Here is a 16,283-nt window from a genome sequence, read left to right as displayed (position 1 = left end):
ATGAAGATATTATATTGTGCAGCAGAGGCTGATCCATTTATAAAAACTGGTGGACTTGCAGATGTAGCAGGGACACTTCCACTTGAGATGAAAAAGCAAGGTCATGATGTAAAAGTGGTCATCCCTTTGTACAAATTGATAAATGAAGAATACAGAAAAAAATTTGAATTTGAAGGAAGCTTTTATGTAGATTTAGATTTTAAACATCATTATGTTGGTGTGTTCAAATACATTCATAGAGGCGTGGAATTTTATTTTTTAGATAATGAAGATTATTTTAACAGAGATAATGTGTATGGAGAAAATGACGATTGTGAAAGATTCGTATTTTTCTCTAAAGCTTGTGTTCAATTGTTAAGATATATCGATTTTGATTGTGACATTATCCATTCCAATGATTGGCACACAGCAATGGTAAATGTTTATGCTAGAGATTTTGCTAAAGGTGATCCATTCTACGAATCTATCAAAACTGTTTTTACAATTCACAACCTAAAATATCAAGGTGTATTCAGTTCAAATTCACTTAGACAAACAGATTTATCACCTATGTATTTTTCTGAAGATGCATTGAAATTTTACGATGCAATTAACTTTATGAAAGGTGCGATAGTTTTTAGCGATAAAGTTACAACTGTTTCTAAAACTTATGCCGATGAGATAAAATACTCATTTTTTGGAGAGGGTTTGGATGGTGTTATCAGACAATATCACTACAAAATATCTGGAATTACAAATGGAATTGATACAACTATTTGGAACCCAGAAAAAGACAAATATTTATTTAAAAATTACTCACTGAAAAATATCAAAGATAAATCCGTGAACAAAAAAGCATTACAAAGAATGTACGGTTTGGAAGAAAAAGATGTGCCTATATTCGCCATGGTTACTAGATTAGTTGAAAATAAGGGGCTTGAACTTGTAAGATACATTATGGATGAGTTTTTGACGACGGAAGATGTACAAGTGATAATTTTGGGTACAGGCGATTATTCTTATGAAGAAATGTTCAAATATTATGAGTGGAAATTCCCAGATAAATTAAAAGCAAATATTTATTATAATAATGAAGAATCACACAAGATTTATGCAGGAGCAGATTTCTTGATGATGCCATCAATATTTGAACCTTGCGGAATATCTCAATTAATTGCTATGAGGTATGGGACAATACCAGTAGTGCGTGAAACTGGAGGATTGAGGGATACTGTTCAATCATTTAACGAATTTAGCAAAGAAGGAAATGGATTCTCCTTTACAAATATCAACGCGCATGACTTCTTGTACACACTGAGACGTGCAATATCTTTTTATTACAATGATGATTTCAAAATAATTCAAGAAAATGCTATGAAGTCAAAAAATGATTGGGAAAAATCTGCAAAAGAATACATCCAACTTTATGAGGAGATCATTAAATGATTGATATTTCCGAAGATCGATTAAGAAAGCTATTGCAGATAAAATTATCGTATAACTCATTAGTCGATCTTCAAGATGCGGATGTCTATGAAATTAGAATAGCATTAAATGAAGTAATTAAAGAAATTATTTCTGAACAATACACAAATATGACTACTAACAAATCTTATAGAACATATATAGTGTCGTTTGAACTAATGGTAGAAAATTTGTTTGAAGATTATATTGAAAAACTCAATTTAAAAACTCCATTACAAAAAATTTTAAAAGAAAAATATGAAGATATTGTAAATATGGACAATGATCTGCACTTAGGACAAAGTTATATAGGAAGATTCTCAGTAGATTTGTTTGAGAAACTTTCAAAACAAGGAAAGTTTTGTAAAGTGTATTCTATTTTTTACAAAAATTCACAGTTTAAACAACAAATAGTCGATGAAAATCAAATTGAGACAATATTTAATAATCCAAAAACAAGCGTCGTTTTTAAAAGATCTAATGAATACGACATAGAATTAGATAATAATAAAATTAAATCACGAATATACGATATTCCTTATATAAATAGGAATACGAATTTTATCAGATTATTTGCACCGAAAGCTAGCCCCAATCTTAATTACGAAAATTTTATTCGCGGAAAAATTGAGGAGATTTATTCTGAGGAAAACAAACTAGACTCAATTTGCCAATTTGTTTACACACCTCAGATTGATGAATTTGGAAAGTATATTAAATTCTTGCAACAAAAATTTCTTGCAGATTCAATAGTGGAAGACATATTTAATGACGAAATCAAATTTTTCAAAAATCCAGATAATATCGAAGACCATATTCAAATTAATATCGTTGAAACAAATGTTGTACTGGTAATAATCGCATTCTTGCAAAAATTATTGGATTTTGGATATGATTTTGAAAAAGCTTTGGAAAAATCTAATAAAATTTTCATGTATTATAATATTAATTTGCACAGAGAGTCATTTGAATTAATGGATTTGAGATTTTTGTATCAGTTTGATTATATTAAAAATATTATCTGTTTGCTAAATGAAAATGCACAAAAAAATGGGTATGCACAAATTATCAAAGACAATTTTCTAGATTGCTTTAATCTTATTGCTTTCGTAACAAATTCTATAATGGTTGGGTCTGATTATCAGAAAAAATATCTATTAAATAGCAAATATGTGGATATCACCAAACACGTTGAAGTTAAAATTGTGACGGAAACCTATGGGTTTAACGACGATTTATTCTATAAAAGTCTGGAATGTGATAATTTGTATTCTAGCAAACTAAAATATAAGAAAAAACTTGTAGAAAAGTACAGTTTAGAAAATATAAATGATAAGAGCATTTTTAATATGCAATTATCAGATTTTCACGAGGGTAAGAGACAAGCTCTAAATGTTTTTTATATTTTGTATTTGTACTTAAAACTAAAAGATAATGTGAATACGATAATTACTCCTACGACGTTTTTTATTGGAGGGATGAGTTCGTTTGATTATTTGTTTTGTAAAAAAACAATTAGTTTGTGTCTTGGTTTATCTAAGATAATTAATTCGGATAAGCTAATTCAAGAAAAAATAAAATTAGTGTTTGTCGAAAATATTATGCTAGATCAATTGCCAGATTTCGCCAAAGCTTGTGATGTTTTCAATTATATACCATACAAAAACTTCGATATTTCAAACACATATCCTTACGCATTTATGAATAACGGTTCAATTATTTTGACAAGTAATTCCAATGTTTATGAAAATATGAGTCGATTAAAAGATATTGGAGTAATCAAGTTTGATGAAGAAAATTTCGCAAATACAGAATCCAGTTGTATGGATTTTATATTAAAAAATATCGAATTATTAGAAAACAAAAAATTCATAGATGAATTTTATGAGATTTATAATTTGATTTATAAATATAACGATAGTTTTAACGTGATAAATTCTCTTGATAATTTTGTGGAAGTTAATGAAAAAATTCAAAAATCGTATTTGAATGAAAATTTGTGGAACGATTTAATGATTAAAAATATGGAAATATCCAAAAAATTCGGAATTAACTATTTAAAGGATGTTTAGGAGTTATAAATGTATGATTTAGGGTTTAATTATAACAAAGAATATACAGTTTTTAAGATTTATGCTCCGCAAATAACTAGTGTAAAATTATTGTTGTACGAAAATTACGATGATGTCAGATACAAATCTGTTGATATGAAAAAAAGTGGTGGATATTTTGAAGTTAAGGTTGAGGGAGATTTGGAAGGAGTTTATTACAAATATCAGCTTGATCAAAAGTTTGAAATTGTAGATCCATTTTGCAAAGCTTCATCAATTAATAGCCTGAAGTCATGTGTCGTAGATTTGAATTCCACAAATCCAGTAGGGTTCATCGATGAACAATACAAAATAGCAAATAGGAATGAAGCTATAATTTATGAATTGTCGATAAAAGATTATTCTTCAGATATTTCTAGCAAAGTTGATGAAAAGTATCGCGGAAAATTTTTGGGACTGGTAGAAGAAAATCATGTTTCAGGAATAAATCATTTAAAAAATTTGGGCATTACACATGTTCATTTAATGCCTGTATTTGATTTTGTGGGGGTTGATGAGAGAAATTCAGAAAAATTTTCTGAAGATAATTACAATTGGGGTTACAATCCTGAAAATTATAACTGTATTGAAGGTAGCTTTGCTACAGAACCAGAAAATCCAAAGAATCGAATTTTTGAATTGAAAAAAATGATTCAAACTTTACACGCTAATAATATCGGTGTGATTATGGATGTGGTTTATAATCACACTTTTAGAAATAAAGATCATCCATTTAATTTGATTTATCCACAATTTTATAGACGCGATAATAATGGAGATTTTACAAATGGATCTGGTGTTGGTAATGAATTAAACACAGAAGATGAATTTGTGAGAGATTTTATTATTCATAGCTTATTATATTTTCAAAAAGAATTTCACATTGATGGTTTCAGATTTGATTTGATGGCTCTGATAGATTCAGAAACAACTGATAAAATCGTAAGTGAACTTCGAAAAGAAGATGATAATGTAATTATTTACGGAGAGCCATGGATGGCAGATGAATCTCCACTACCAAAAAACAGAAGAACCACTTTTGGTAGTCAAAAAGGAAAAGATTATGCGTTATTCAATCCTTTTTTTAGAAATGCCATTAAAGGTGATAACGATGATATTTCTACAGGTTTTGTTCAAAAAAATGTAGATAAAATTAGTTTGGAAGTAGGAATTTGTGGATCAATTTACTATGACGAAGAAAGACGTGGGTTTTGCAAAAGTTCTAATGAATCTATTAACTATTTTAATTCACACGATAATTTAATACTTCAAGATAAATTACTTAAAACAAATGCAGATATTGTAACATCTACAAAACTTTGTTTTGATTTGATAATGCTAAGTCAAGGGATACCATTTTTCCATTGTGGAAATGAGTTTTTGAGAAGTAAATGGATGCTTAAAAATACTTATAATCTACCTCTTGATATTAATGCAGTGAATTGGAAGTTGAAATATGATAACAATGAAATATATCAATATGTAAAATCGTTAATTGAATTTAGAAAAATACATTCAGAATTTAATCTAAAAGATGAAAATGAGATTAGAAACAAAATCAAATTTTACGATTTAAATGATTTTTGTATTTGTTTTAGTATTAAAAATGATAAAGGATTTTTGCTTGTTTTTATAAATTCAGGAGAAAAATTCGAATTTGATTTGAGCAATTATTTTAAATATTTTGTAAATTGCACGAAGATTTTTGATGAGAAAATAATTGAAACAGAAGTAAGCGGAAATGTAATTTTGATTGGGGAGAGAAAAAGCGGGGTATATTCAATAAGTATGGAGAAATAATGGATACTAGATATGAACTTAAAGATGTAGATAAATTTTTGAGTATAGAAGGTTTCTTTGGTGGAGATCAACAATGGTTTGAAGATGTTTTGCATTCAAACTATCTTACTAAAAAAGGTTGTTCAGTAATTGCCATCACAAATTTTCTTATCTACATTGCAAATACAAAAAAAGAATATGCTAAGTTAGTTCCAGAAAATTTTATCGGCAGTCCGATAAATAAGACTGATTATATAAAATTTGCTGACAAGTTATCTACATTTGTTAAACCTAAACTATATGGCGTTCCATTTTTATTTCCAATGAACAGTGCTATTCGAAAGTACGCTAAGAAAAACGGAGCGAACCTTGTTGTACAAAACTACAATTTTACTTGGAATATCAGAAATATAGTGACATATATTATTGGCGCAATCGCAAATGGATATCCAGTTTTGATGTTGACGTTGAATCACAAAAATCCTGATGTTAAATTTCATTGGGTTACGATAACTTCGATTTATTATGATGATAGTTGGAAAATTGAATGCTCAAACTGGGGGACAAAGAGAGTGTATGATTTAGAAAAATGGTTTAAGGAAAAGTCTTTGTACAAAGGTTTAATTTATTATCAATAGGAGGATTTTATGGATTATTTAAAAAAATATAATGAATGGTTAAATGATGAGTGTTATGATCAACAAACCAGAGACGAATTGATGTCAATAAAAGATGATGATGAAGAAATAAAAGATAGATTTTATAAATCATTAGAATTTGGTACTGCAGGTTTGAGAGGGAAAATCGGGGCAGGGACAAATAGAATGAACAAGTACAACATAATGAAAACAACACAAGCACTTGCAGATACTATAAAAAATTACGGCGATGAAGCTTTGAAAAGAGGCGTTAGCATTAGCTACGATGTTAGAAAATTCTCCAAAGAATTTGCAGAAATATCAGCAAACGTATTAGCTTCTAATGGAATAAAAGTTTATTTGTCTGACGATATTAGACCAACACCAATGTTGTCTTATTCAATTAGAAAATTCAATTGCATTTCAGGAATTATGATTACAGCATCTCACAATCCAAAAGAATACAATGGATACAAGGCTTATTGGGAAGAAGGTAGCCAAATTCTTGAAGATAAGGCTAATGAAATTTTGAATAATTTGGACAAAATAGAAAGTTTTACAGAAGTGAAGATAGGAGATTTTGAAAAATTAATAGCCGATGGGAAGATAGAATATTTTGGTGAAAATTTGGACAAAGATTACTTTGAAGATGTGCTTAGCCTTACAATTAATGACGACAATATTGATAAAGATGTAAAAATAGTTTACACTCCATTGAATGGGACTGGAAATAGATTTGTAAGACATATCTTAGATGTCAGAGGATTTAAAAATGTCTACGTAGTAAAAGAACAAGAAAATCCAGACAGTGATTTTACGACTGTTCCTTATCCAAATCCTGAAAATCCAGAAGCGTTTGAATATGCTATCAATTTAGGTAAAGAAGTTGGAGCTGATTTGTTATTGGCAACTGACCCAGACGCTGATAGAACTGCTGTTGAAGTTTTAAGTGATGGTGAATATGTCTTCTTAGATGGAAATAAAATCGGAGCATTATTGACAAACTATATTTTGAGTCAAAGATACGAAAAACACGATTTGCCAGAAAATCCTGTAGTTGTAAAATCAATCGTAACAGGAGATTTATCGGCTAAAATTGCTAAAAAATATGGCGTTGAAATGATAGAAACATTAACTGGATTTAAAAATGTTTGTGGAAAAGCGAATGAATACGAAAAAACTGGCGAAAAATCTTGGGTATTCGGATATGAAGAAAGTATTGGTTATTCTTACGGTACATTTGTAAGAGATAAGGATGCGGTAAGTTCTTCAATGATGATTTCAGAAATGTTAGCTTATTATAAGAAACAAGGAAAGACTTTGATTGACGTTTTAGATGATTTGTATGAAGAATTTGGTTATCATGAAAACTCACTATCTTCAGTAGTATTAGAAGGATTGGATGGTCAAGAAAAGATCGGAAGAATTATGGAAGAATTCAGACACAGCCCAATTCATGAAATTGGTTCTACAAAATTAGTTGAAACAAAAGACTATGATGTAAATTACAAAGATTTTGGAACTCCAAGATCAAATGTTTTAAAATATTACTACGACGATGGATCATGGTATGCATTAAGACCTTCTGGAACTGAGCCAAAAATAAAATTATATATTTATTCTGTTGCAGATTCAAAAGAAAAAGCAGAACAAAAAGTTTTGGATATTGAAAAAATAGCAAAAGAAAAAATGATGAATGTTAAATAATTTTAAGATATCACTTGCTCTTATATTTTTGGGGTAAGTGATATTTTTTAAATTGGCAAATATTGAGATTTTTTGATATTGTATGTATAATATACTATATTAAATTCTAGGAGAGAAATATGAGAAAACTTGAAGAGAGAATAATGAAAGATGGTCAAGTATTACCAGGTAATATACTTAAGGTAGACAGGTTCATTAATCACATGATTGATCCTGTTCTTTTTGAAGATTTGGCAAATGAATTTTACGAAAAATTTAAGGATAAAAAAATAAACAAAATACTTACGATTGAAGTTAGCGGAATAGCAATTGCGTATGCTTGTGGAATTAGATTTAATTGCCCGGTTGTTTTTGCCAAAAAAACAAGTTCAAAAACTTTGGGAAACAACTGCTACAGAACAGAAGTGTTTAGTTTTACTAAAAATAGAAGCTACGAAGTAATGGTTTCAAAAGAGTACTTAAATGAAAATGATCATGTTTTATTGATTGATGACTTCCTTGCAAATGGTAAAGCGTTGGAAGGTTTGATTGACATTTGTTCACAAGCAAATGCAACTGTTGAAGGAATTGGAATTTTAATCGAAAAAGTTTTTCAAAAAGGTGGAGACAATTTAAGACAACAAGGTTATACAATAGAATCATTGGCAAGAATTAAAGGATTCACCGACGATTCTGTTATATTTGAGGATTAATTTTGACAAATTGTAACTTTATTATTCATTTTTTAAGTCCAAAATATGATATATTATATTAGGATAAAAATGAGAAAGGATGGAGCCTATGAAATACATTATTGACATATTGGACGCATTCTTTTCTATACAAATTACTCCAAATTTAAAATTATATAATTTAATTTCTATGTTTTTTAAATATTTGTTTGTAATAATAATTTACTATTTTATTTTCAACATAATCAAGATGATTTATTTGGACATAAAAGGAACAAACAATATGAATTACAGTTCAAATACTTATTTAAAACTAATTAATAGAAAAGAGAATTTGCCTTTTAAAATACAAGAGCATTATTTTATAGGAAGAACTGCTACTATAGGAAGAGACGACAGCAATCAAGTTGCATTAAAAGATAGGTTTATATCGAAGAGACATGCACGTATATATAAAGAAAAAAATAATTATTATATAGAGGATTTGAACTCTGCTAATGGAACTTTTTTGAATGGAAATAAATTGATTAATTCTGCAAGATTGAACGACAAAGATTTGATAGATATCGGACAAATTGAATTTATGTTTGTAAATGGTGACAAAGATGCAAACTAAACGTAAGAAAAATAGCAGATTTAAAGAATTTATCGATAACTTAAAACCAATGCGTGTAAATAGTAAGATGATTAAACCGGTTTATTTGATATTACTGTTTAACATATTTGGTTTTTTTCTAGCTTTGGGATCAAATGAAAAAGGATTAGATCCGAAAGCTTTAGCTTACTTTTTGTTTGCTACAATTTTAATGTTTTTTGCAAATAAATACGTAACAAAAATCACTAAAGGTGATGGATATATATTACAAATCGCTTGTATGCTTTTTAGTATTGGTGTAATCGTGATTTACAGGCTTAACCCTTATGAAGGATTGAAGCAAATAATGTGGTTTACCATTGGGATACTATTGTTTTTTGGAACATTTTTTATTTTAAAAAGCTACAAAAAATGGTACAAATTCACGGCACTTTATTTAATAGGTTGTGTTGTGATGTTTCTAATGACACTAGTTCTCGCTGAAGATAAATACGGAGCTAGAAACTGGATTAGCATATTCGGGGTTGGTTTCCAACCGTCTGAAATTACGAAAATATTGTATGTATTTTTCCTTGCTAGTTATGATTACAACACTGATTTGTTAGATAAGATAAATATAAAGTCAGCGCAAAAATACAAAAAATATCTACCTGTAATCAAAAGATATTTCTTGATGATAGTTGTTTATTTATTTATAGGAATGTTTTTCTTGCAAAAAGATTTGGGAACTGCAATGATTTTTTACGGATTATTCTTAGTTTACCAAATTGTAAATCAAGAAGACATCAGATTAATTTTATTAAATTTATTCATAGCGATTGTCGGGGCGGTGGCTGCGTATATGCTTTTTTCTCATATAAGAATAAGGGTGTCTACATGGCTTGATCCATGGAAGAATATCGATGGAATAGGTTATCAAATCACACAAGCTTTGTTTGCGATTGCGAGTGGAGGATTTTTTGGAACGGGTCTTGGATTAGGAAGACCGGATGTAGTTCCTGTAGTCACAAGCGATTTTATTTTCGCTGCGATTTGCGAAGAAATGGGAACTTTCACAGGAATGGGTGTAATAATGTTGTTCTTGATTTTGATTTACAGGGGAATGAAAATTTCGTTGTATCAATCAAATAAATTCTACAAGATTGTAGCGCTTGGAATTTCTGTAATTTTTGCAATTCAAGGGCTTGTTATGTTTGGTGGTGTTATGAAGTTGGTTCCTTTGACAGGAATTACTATACCATTTGTAAGTTACGGTGGAACTTCAATGGCGATGTCATTTATTTGCCTTGCGATTTTACAATTCTGTTCAACTGATCAAGGAGAGGAAGATATTTATGCAAAATAAAATGAACAAAAGAATTATTGTGGTTTTATCTTTCTTGATGACTTTGTTTGTGTTGTTGGTTTTGTATTTGACTTATTTTCAAATAGTAAAAGCTGACAAAATTGCAAACAATGAATACAACAAAAGATTGTGGGTAGATGAAGATAAAGTTGAACGTGGAACAATCTATGATAGAGATAAAAATGTTTTGGTAGAAACGAAGAAAGATTCATCTGGGAAAAATTATAGATTTTTTGATTATGCAGATATTTATGGAAATATAACTGGATACAATTCAAAAACCTACGGTACAGCTGGTCTTGAAAAATCATATATGAAAGAATTGTTAAACATTAACAAGGACACTCCTTTATCGCAATTGAGAAATATAGTAAGCTCAAACAATAAAGGTAACGATCTTGTTTTGACGACAAATTCCACTTTACAAAAACTTGCCTACAATTTATTAGACGGCAAAAAAGGTTCAATTGTAATGATGAATCCGACAACTGGTGAAGTTTATGTAATGGCAACTTTCCCTTCATATAATCCAAACGAAGTTTCATCACAATGGCAAGAACTTTTGAATAGAGAGACATCTCCATTATTAAATCGTGCAACGCAAGGAATGTATACTCCAGGATCGGTTTTTAAAATAATTACTGGTAATGCAATATTAGAAAATGAAGACAAAGTTGACAAAGTTGTAGAAGATAATACTGGTACAATTGAGTTTAACAAATACACTATTTCCAATAATAATGGTGCTGTTTTTGGAGAGACGGATTTGAGAAAAGCTCTTGAGAAATCATCAAATGTTTATTTTGCATCGCAAGGTGTAAAATTGGGGAACAAAATTTTGGAAGATAACGCTTCAAAATTTATGCTTGGCAAGAAAATTCCTTTTGATTTGCCAGTAGCAGTAAGCGTTAATGGATATACAAAAACAAAAAGTGATGCAGATATTGCAACGACAAGTTTTGGACAAGGAGAAACTTTGGTAACTCCATTGAACATGGCTATGGCAATGAGCGCTGTAGCAAATGATGGACAAATGTTGAAACCTTACTTGGTTAGTCAAATAATAGATTCAGAAGGAAAAGTAATTAAAGAAACTAAGCCAGAATTATTGTCTGAAGTTGGCAATAAGAAGAATATGGTAACCTTAAAAGATTATTTGAGATCTACTGCAGAAAGTTACGATACACTTAATGTTAGTACTTCTGTAATCGCAAAATCAGGTACAGCAGAAATTAAAGATAAAACAAGTACACATGCTTGGTTTGTCGCTGCTGCACCGGCAAAAAAACCAAAATTTGCGATAGCAGTTATTTTGGAAGATGATAACTCTTATGGTGTAAAAACTGCAGGACCTATAGCTTCAAAAATGCTCAACGCAGCAATTAATGAGTTGGGATTAGAAAAATAAAACAAAACATGGATGGCGATGATTCATTGCAATCCATGTTTTTTATTGCTTATAAGAATTTGTCTTTGATATTTAACCAATACCAGTCTTTTAAGAAAACTAATTTATTGATATATTGATCTGAATAAGTAAAGTTTACATAATCTACATTATCATAACTTCTGTTCAATCCATCAGCTAGAACTATGGAACTTTTTCTGTCAAAGTTGTGATCTCTAAAATACAATGTAACGTTACTTTTTGATGGAACAACAAGAGAATTTAAAAGCGAACGGTATGCTTTTGAATTAATTGGTGCAAGAGGTGTCACTTGAAAACCATCCAGCCCGTGATACAATACAGATCCACCAGCTGAGAAATTGTACGCAGTTGATCCAGAAGGCGTGGATACTATTATTCCATCTCCAGCAAAGGACTCTAAGTGGTTATCATCGATGTATACATCCAAATATACAATTGATGAGTCATCACTTTTTACTACGAATTCGTTCAGTGCTTTGTGTGTATAAGTTTTGCTGCTATTTCTGATCGCTGTTTTAGATTCAAGTAAGGAGATTTTTTCGATTCCGTAATTCTCGTTAATTAAATCTGAAATGAATTTGTCTATGTTAGGGATTAGAATTTCTTGATAAAAGCCTAAGTGTCCAGTATTTATTCCGACAAAAGGAATAGTTGAAAATTCATATTTGTGAACTGCTCTAAGAAATGCTCCATCTCCACCGATACAAAGATTAATCAGCGCATTCTCATCAAAATCGAAAGTAGGTTTGAATCCTTTTTGTTCTAATTTTTCTTTGACAATTAAAGCTGTTTCAAGTGATTTTTGGTTATCGTTTACATATATATTTATAATTTTGCTGTTTTTGTTCATTTATACTAAAAGCTCCTAATATTTGATATAATTTTATTATACCAAATAACTGGAGATTTAAACAATGAAACAAATTAGTTTTGATATAGATAAAAAAATAAGGTTAGATGAATTTTTGAAAGTAAATCACATTTCCAAAAATTTATTTCTCAGTATTTACAAAGATGACATTTTGATAAATGGAAAACATGCAAAGAGAAACTCTAAGTTAAAACCAGGTGACAAAGTAACTATCGATCTTAAAGATGAGGAAAATAATTACGAACCAATAAACTTAGACATTGAAGTTTTGTATGAAGATGATGATATTTTTGTATTAAATAAACCTGACAAACTCACGATGAATACAGATGGAGAAGAAAGCTTAGCGAATTTTGTGTCTTATTTATTTGAGCAAAGAAATATTAATCAAAAAGTTAGATTTATCAATAGATTGGACCAAGACACATCAGGAGTTGTAATGGTTGCTAAAAATAAAATAGCTCAAGCGTATTATCAAAAAACTTCGTTTGAGAAAAAATACTTAGCAATCGTAGAAGGAAATCCTAAAAATCAAAAGATAGAATTAAATTTAATACGCGATTGTATTAAAACAGAAATTGATGAAAATGGTAAAAAAAGTGTTACTATTTTGAAAAATATCAAAAGTTACGGGGATTATTCCTTGGTTAGTTTAAAGCTTTTGACGGGAAGAACTCATCAAATAAGAGTAAGCATGGAATATATTAACTGTCCAATAGTAGCAGATAGTTTGTATGGAGAAAAAATTGAAGGATTTTCTCAAATGCTTCACGCAAATGAAATAGACTTTGTAGATATGAAAGGGAATGAGCATATTATTGCGACAGATTTTCCTCAAAGATTTAATAATTTTTTGAAAAAATAATCTCACTTGAAAACACTTTTATGTTGTAGTATAATTAAATTAACCTCAGAAGAGGAACCCTGAAAAATTAAACCGACACACACTATAAGGGATGACGGACGTTCGATAATTGATGACGAGCCCTCTTTGAAGGGATGTCAGATGTTTGAGACAGTCAACCCACCTTCACATACTGAAGGTCATTAATTGATTAGGGTCTTCTGAGGATATTTTGTAAATAAAAGCGATTTCGCTTATTAGCATGGGACAAAATCTCATGCTTTTTTCTTATGTGTTTAATTTGAGATTATCTATTCACTAAAGTAGTATGAGAATGTATAATATATGATAGATAAGGTGAGTGATATTATGAAAGATTCTAATTTAAAAAAATGCCCAAATTGTAATTCATTTGTTGGCGTTGATGATAGATTTTGTAGAGTTTGTGGTCATGATTTTTCAAAAGATGATGATTTTTCTTCTGAAGGAAAGACATTTGAGGATTTTTTGTTAGAGGCTTCTAAATTTAGAAACGAAACTCAAAATCACGATCTTGGTTTTATAAAAAAAGAAGAAGATAGTTCGACTGATAATGAGAAGAATTATTCTAAGATAGATAATGGCTCTAATCAAGATACAACTGACAGATTAAATGTAGTGGATATTGAGTCAGAATCATTAAAAAAAGAAAGAGAAAAAGCATTCCAAGAAACAAGCAAAGATTATGATGATTACTACGATTATTATGATTATGAGGATGATGAAAAATCATCGATATTTAAGAAAATTATTCTTTCAGTTATTGGTGTGGCTTTATTAATTGGTATTGTATTTGGTGTTAAATATATAAAACCTATGTTCCAAGAAAATCTAGCTGAAAAGACTATTACAGCTGAATCTGTAAAAGGTAAGTTCATTCAATCAGTTCAAACTAAATCCTCAGAACAAATGATGAGTATTGTAAAATCATCAAATCAATCTGTACCATTCAGAAACAAAGATGCGGAAGAATTTATCAACGAAATAAATTCTAACCCTGAGTATCAAGCTACTATATTAAAATGGTTAGAAGATGATGAAGCAAACTTAAAATCGGATAAATCTTATAAAAGTACTAACCCATTAAAAATGGTAAAGGAAAACGACGGATATAAAATTTTGATTGATCCTATAAAGGTAACGATAGAAAATCCAGAAAATGCAAAGTTGAGCTTAGAAAATGCTTCGGAATACGCATTTCCAGGAAAGAAAATTTTGTTAATAGAATCTAATGATTTAACTTTGAGACAAAATTATGATTTATCTTTCTTCTCAAAGAATAGTGCGATTAATTGGGATATTGTAGATATTAATAAAACATTGCCTGATTTTGATGTAACAAGTGGTGAGAAGAATTACGAAATCAGAAAAACAATAGATGATGATTGCCTTGTATTTGTAAATGACAAAAACACTGGACTTACTACTGATAAGTTTAATGAAAAAGGGAGAAAGAATTTAACGGAAGACCAAGATTTTGTAAGAATGGTTGCCAAAGGGAAAAATGGTTTATTGAAATCACCAAAACAAACTGTTGGCTGGGAAACCTGGGTTAGATTGTATCTGAAAGATTAAACTTTATAAATAATTCACTAATAATGTTTGAGATATGAAATTAGAGGGTATACAATAATCATAAGAAAATTTATTTAAGGAGATGTTATTATGAGTTTAATGGATTATTTAGAACATAAAAGAAGAGAAAAGGAAAGACAAATCAAATGGGAAATTGCTAAACGCAAATATGAAGACGAAGCTAAAATTACTTTAGGTACAGTTATTGGTGCTTCATTAGGTTTGGCAGCAGGATTATTATTAGCACCTAAATCAGGTGAAGAAACTAGAAAAGATATCAAAAAATTTGCAGAAGAAACAAAGAAAACAGCAGTAAATAACTTTAACGATGCAGTAGATACTGTAAAATTAACTGCTGACAATGTAACAGACAGTGTTAAAGACAAATATCAAGATTTCCAAGATAGAGGAATGACAGAATTAAACAGAGTTTCTGATCAATTTGACGAAGTAAAAAATGATTTGGGAGTTCTTGGCGAAGATCTTAAAGAAGTAGTTAAAAAAGACGGAAAAGAAATCAAAGAAGATGTTAAAGACACTAAAGACCAAGTAAAAGAATCTGCAGAAAAAGTTGGCGAATCAGCTAAAAAAGTAGCAGAAGAAGCAAAAGACGGTGCAGAAAAAACTGTCGAAGAAGGAAAAAAACAAGCAAAGAAAACTGCTGACACTGCAAAAGAAGAAGCAAAAGAAGTTAAAAAAGAAATCAAAAAGTAGGTAAGAAATGGTAGATGCTTTATATATATTTAAAATAATATTATATATTTGTTTATCTGGATTCTTAATTGCTTTAATCGTATTTTTCTTTAAACTTACTGACTTAATAAAGGGCGTAAAAGCCGTTTTAGCAGATAACAAAAAGGATATCGATAGATCAATTGGCGAAGTACCACAAATACTAGATAATGTAACTGGTATTACTAATAAAGCCGATAGATTAATAGGCGATGTTTCTCCAGATGTAAGAAATATTACAAACAATGTAAGTAACACTTTGTCTCACGTTGAATCAGTTTCAAGTAACGTGTCTAATACTGTGGACTATGTTGCCGAATCTGTAACTGATACTGCAACTAATATTAAATACGGATTTTTGAACTCTACAGACTATGTTGGTTCTGCAAGAGATATTATTAATTTCGTAAAAAGTTTAGCTAAAAGATAATTAAATAAGATTTTATAAGCCAATCGGAAAATTTCTGATTGGCTTATTGTAAATCTTTAAAATTTTTTATAATTTATGAAAACAATTGTAGAAAT

14 protein-coding genes are annotated in these 16,283 nt (G+C 29.6%); 13 read left to right on the top strand and 1 reads right to left on the bottom strand.

Features of this window, described 5'->3' with window-relative positions; genetic code table 11:
* The 9 genes from glgA (at nt 1) to GKF99_RS05110 (ending at nt 11,676) form a co-directional block, all read left to right on the top strand.
* Complete coding sequence (glgA, locus tag GKF99_RS05150; protein WP_094207308.1) at nt 1-1,425, top strand: glycogen synthase GlgA; 1,425 nt, start codon at nt 1-3, stop codon at nt 1,423-1,425.
* Nucleotides 1,422-3,515, top strand: coding sequence for a glycogen/starch/alpha-glucan phosphorylase (locus GKF99_RS05145; protein WP_154272794.1), 2,094 nt, complete (start codon nt 1,422-1,424; stop codon nt 3,513-3,515). The genes glgA and GKF99_RS05145 overlap by 4 nt, the downstream gene beginning before the upstream one ends.
* A 9-nt stretch (nt 3,516-3,524) precedes the next feature.
* Nucleotides 3,525-5,333, top strand: coding sequence for a type I pullulanase (gene pulA / locus GKF99_RS05140; RefSeq protein WP_154272793.1), 1,809 nt, complete (start codon nt 3,525-3,527; stop codon nt 5,331-5,333).
* Nucleotides 5,333-5,950 carry a hypothetical protein gene (locus GKF99_RS05135; RefSeq protein WP_154271813.1) on the top strand — a complete coding sequence of 206 codons (618 nt, stop codon included), beginning with the start codon at nt 5,333-5,335 and terminating at the stop codon, nt 5,948-5,950. Before pulA ends, GKF99_RS05135 begins: the two co-directional genes overlap by 1 nt.
* Before the next feature lie 9 nt (nt 5,951-5,959).
* Nucleotides 5,960-7,657, top strand: coding sequence for a phospho-sugar mutase (locus GKF99_RS05130; RefSeq protein WP_154272792.1), 1,698 nt, complete (start codon nt 5,960-5,962; stop codon nt 7,655-7,657).
* A 119-nt stretch (nt 7,658-7,776) separates the two neighbouring features.
* Nucleotides 7,777-8,349 carry a xanthine phosphoribosyltransferase gene (locus GKF99_RS05125; protein ID WP_002836751.1) on the top strand — a complete coding sequence of 191 codons (573 nt, stop codon included), beginning with the start codon at nt 7,777-7,779 and terminating at the stop codon, nt 8,347-8,349.
* Between the two features lie 88 nt (nt 8,350-8,437).
* On the top strand, nt 8,438-8,944 hold the full coding sequence (locus GKF99_RS05120) for an FHA domain-containing protein (RefSeq protein WP_002837647.1): 507 nt from the start codon (nt 8,438-8,440) through the stop codon (nt 8,942-8,944).
* Nucleotides 8,934-10,268 (top strand): FtsW/RodA/SpoVE family cell cycle protein, encoded by a 1,335-nt coding sequence (locus GKF99_RS05115; protein WP_002836748.1) that lies wholly within the window; start codon nt 8,934-8,936, stop codon nt 10,266-10,268. The genes GKF99_RS05120 and GKF99_RS05115 overlap by 11 nt, the downstream gene beginning before the upstream one ends.
* A complete protein-coding gene (locus tag GKF99_RS05110; protein WP_002836747.1) occupies nt 10,258-11,676 on the top strand; it encodes a penicillin-binding protein 2 in 1,419 nt (472 codons plus the stop codon). Before GKF99_RS05115 ends, GKF99_RS05110 begins: the two co-directional genes overlap by 11 nt.
* A gap of 49 nt (nt 11,677-11,725) precedes the next feature.
* On the opposite strand, the gene GKF99_RS05105 is transcribed toward GKF99_RS05110, so the two are convergent.
* Complete coding sequence (locus tag GKF99_RS05105) at nt 11,726-12,547, bottom strand: NAD(+)/NADH kinase (protein WP_002836745.1); 822 nt, start codon at nt 12,545-12,547, stop codon at nt 11,726-11,728.
* A gap of 64 nt (nt 12,548-12,611) precedes the next feature.
* On the opposite strand from GKF99_RS05105, the gene GKF99_RS05100 reads away from it, so the two are divergent.
* The 4 genes from GKF99_RS05100 (at nt 12,612) to GKF99_RS05085 (ending at nt 16,188) form a co-directional block, all read left to right on the top strand.
* Nucleotides 12,612-13,433 carry an RluA family pseudouridine synthase gene (locus tag GKF99_RS05100; protein ID WP_002836743.1) on the top strand — a complete coding sequence of 274 codons (822 nt, stop codon included), beginning with the start codon at nt 12,612-12,614 and terminating at the stop codon, nt 13,431-13,433.
* A gap of 348 nt (nt 13,434-13,781) precedes the next feature.
* The gene (locus tag GKF99_RS05095; RefSeq protein WP_035109603.1) at nt 13,782-15,026 is read left to right on the top strand and encodes a zinc ribbon domain-containing protein; all 1,245 of its coding nucleotides are present in this window, start codon (nt 13,782-13,784) and stop codon (nt 15,024-15,026) included.
* A 90-nt stretch (nt 15,027-15,116) separates the two neighbouring features.
* Nucleotides 15,117-15,740 (top strand): YtxH domain-containing protein, encoded by a 624-nt coding sequence (locus GKF99_RS05090; RefSeq protein ID WP_002836739.1) that lies wholly within the window; start codon nt 15,117-15,119, stop codon nt 15,738-15,740.
* A 7-nt stretch (nt 15,741-15,747) separates the two neighbouring features.
* Entirely contained in the window at nt 15,748-16,188 is a 441-nt protein-coding gene (locus GKF99_RS05085; protein WP_094203821.1) for a hypothetical protein, read from the top strand.
* Nucleotides 16,189-16,283 lie beyond the last annotated feature (95 nt).

Origin of the sequence: Finegoldia sp. BIOML-A2, assembly GCF_009678315.1 — a bacterium.
Lineage (GTDB): Bacteria > Bacillota > Clostridia > Tissierellales > Peptoniphilaceae > Finegoldia > Finegoldia magna.
Note: the sequence above shows the minus strand (reverse complement) of the source record. Positions and strands in the feature narration are given on the sequence as shown.

What these genes read in the sequence shown, in the direction of transcription:
- glgA (WP_094207308.1), top strand. Translation starts at nt 1, where the DNA reads ATGAAGATATTATATTGTGCAGCAGAGGCTGATCCATTTATAAAAACT.
- GKF99_RS05125 (WP_002836751.1), top strand. Translation starts at nt 7,777, where the DNA reads ATGAGAAAACTTGAAGAGAGAATAATGAAAGATGGTCAAGTATTACCA.
- pulA (WP_154272793.1), top strand. Translation starts at nt 3,525, where the DNA reads ATGTATGATTTAGGGTTTAATTATAACAAAGAATATACAGTTTTTAAG.
- GKF99_RS05115 (WP_002836748.1), top strand. Translation starts at nt 8,934, where the DNA reads ATGCAAACTAAACGTAAGAAAAATAGCAGATTTAAAGAATTTATCGAT.
- GKF99_RS05095 (WP_035109603.1), top strand. Translation starts at nt 13,782, where the DNA reads ATGAAAGATTCTAATTTAAAAAAATGCCCAAATTGTAATTCATTTGTT.
- GKF99_RS05100 (WP_002836743.1), top strand. Translation starts at nt 12,612, where the DNA reads ATGAAACAAATTAGTTTTGATATAGATAAAAAAATAAGGTTAGATGAA.
- GKF99_RS05130 (WP_154272792.1), top strand. Translation starts at nt 5,960, where the DNA reads ATGGATTATTTAAAAAAATATAATGAATGGTTAAATGATGAGTGTTAT.
- GKF99_RS05145 (WP_154272794.1), top strand. Translation starts at nt 1,422, where the DNA reads ATGATTGATATTTCCGAAGATCGATTAAGAAAGCTATTGCAGATAAAA.
- GKF99_RS05135 (WP_154271813.1), top strand. Translation starts at nt 5,333, where the DNA reads ATGGATACTAGATATGAACTTAAAGATGTAGATAAATTTTTGAGTATA.
- GKF99_RS05090 (WP_002836739.1), top strand. Translation starts at nt 15,117, where the DNA reads ATGAGTTTAATGGATTATTTAGAACATAAAAGAAGAGAAAAGGAAAGA.
- GKF99_RS05105 (WP_002836745.1), bottom strand. Translation starts at nt 12,547, where the DNA reads ATGAACAAAAACAGCAAAATTATAAATATATATGTAAACGATAACCAA.
- GKF99_RS05110 (WP_002836747.1), top strand. Translation starts at nt 10,258, where the DNA reads ATGCAAAATAAAATGAACAAAAGAATTATTGTGGTTTTATCTTTCTTG.
- GKF99_RS05085 (WP_094203821.1), top strand. Translation starts at nt 15,748, where the DNA reads ATGGTAGATGCTTTATATATATTTAAAATAATATTATATATTTGTTTA.
- GKF99_RS05120 (WP_002837647.1), top strand. Translation starts at nt 8,438, where the DNA reads ATGAAATACATTATTGACATATTGGACGCATTCTTTTCTATACAAATT.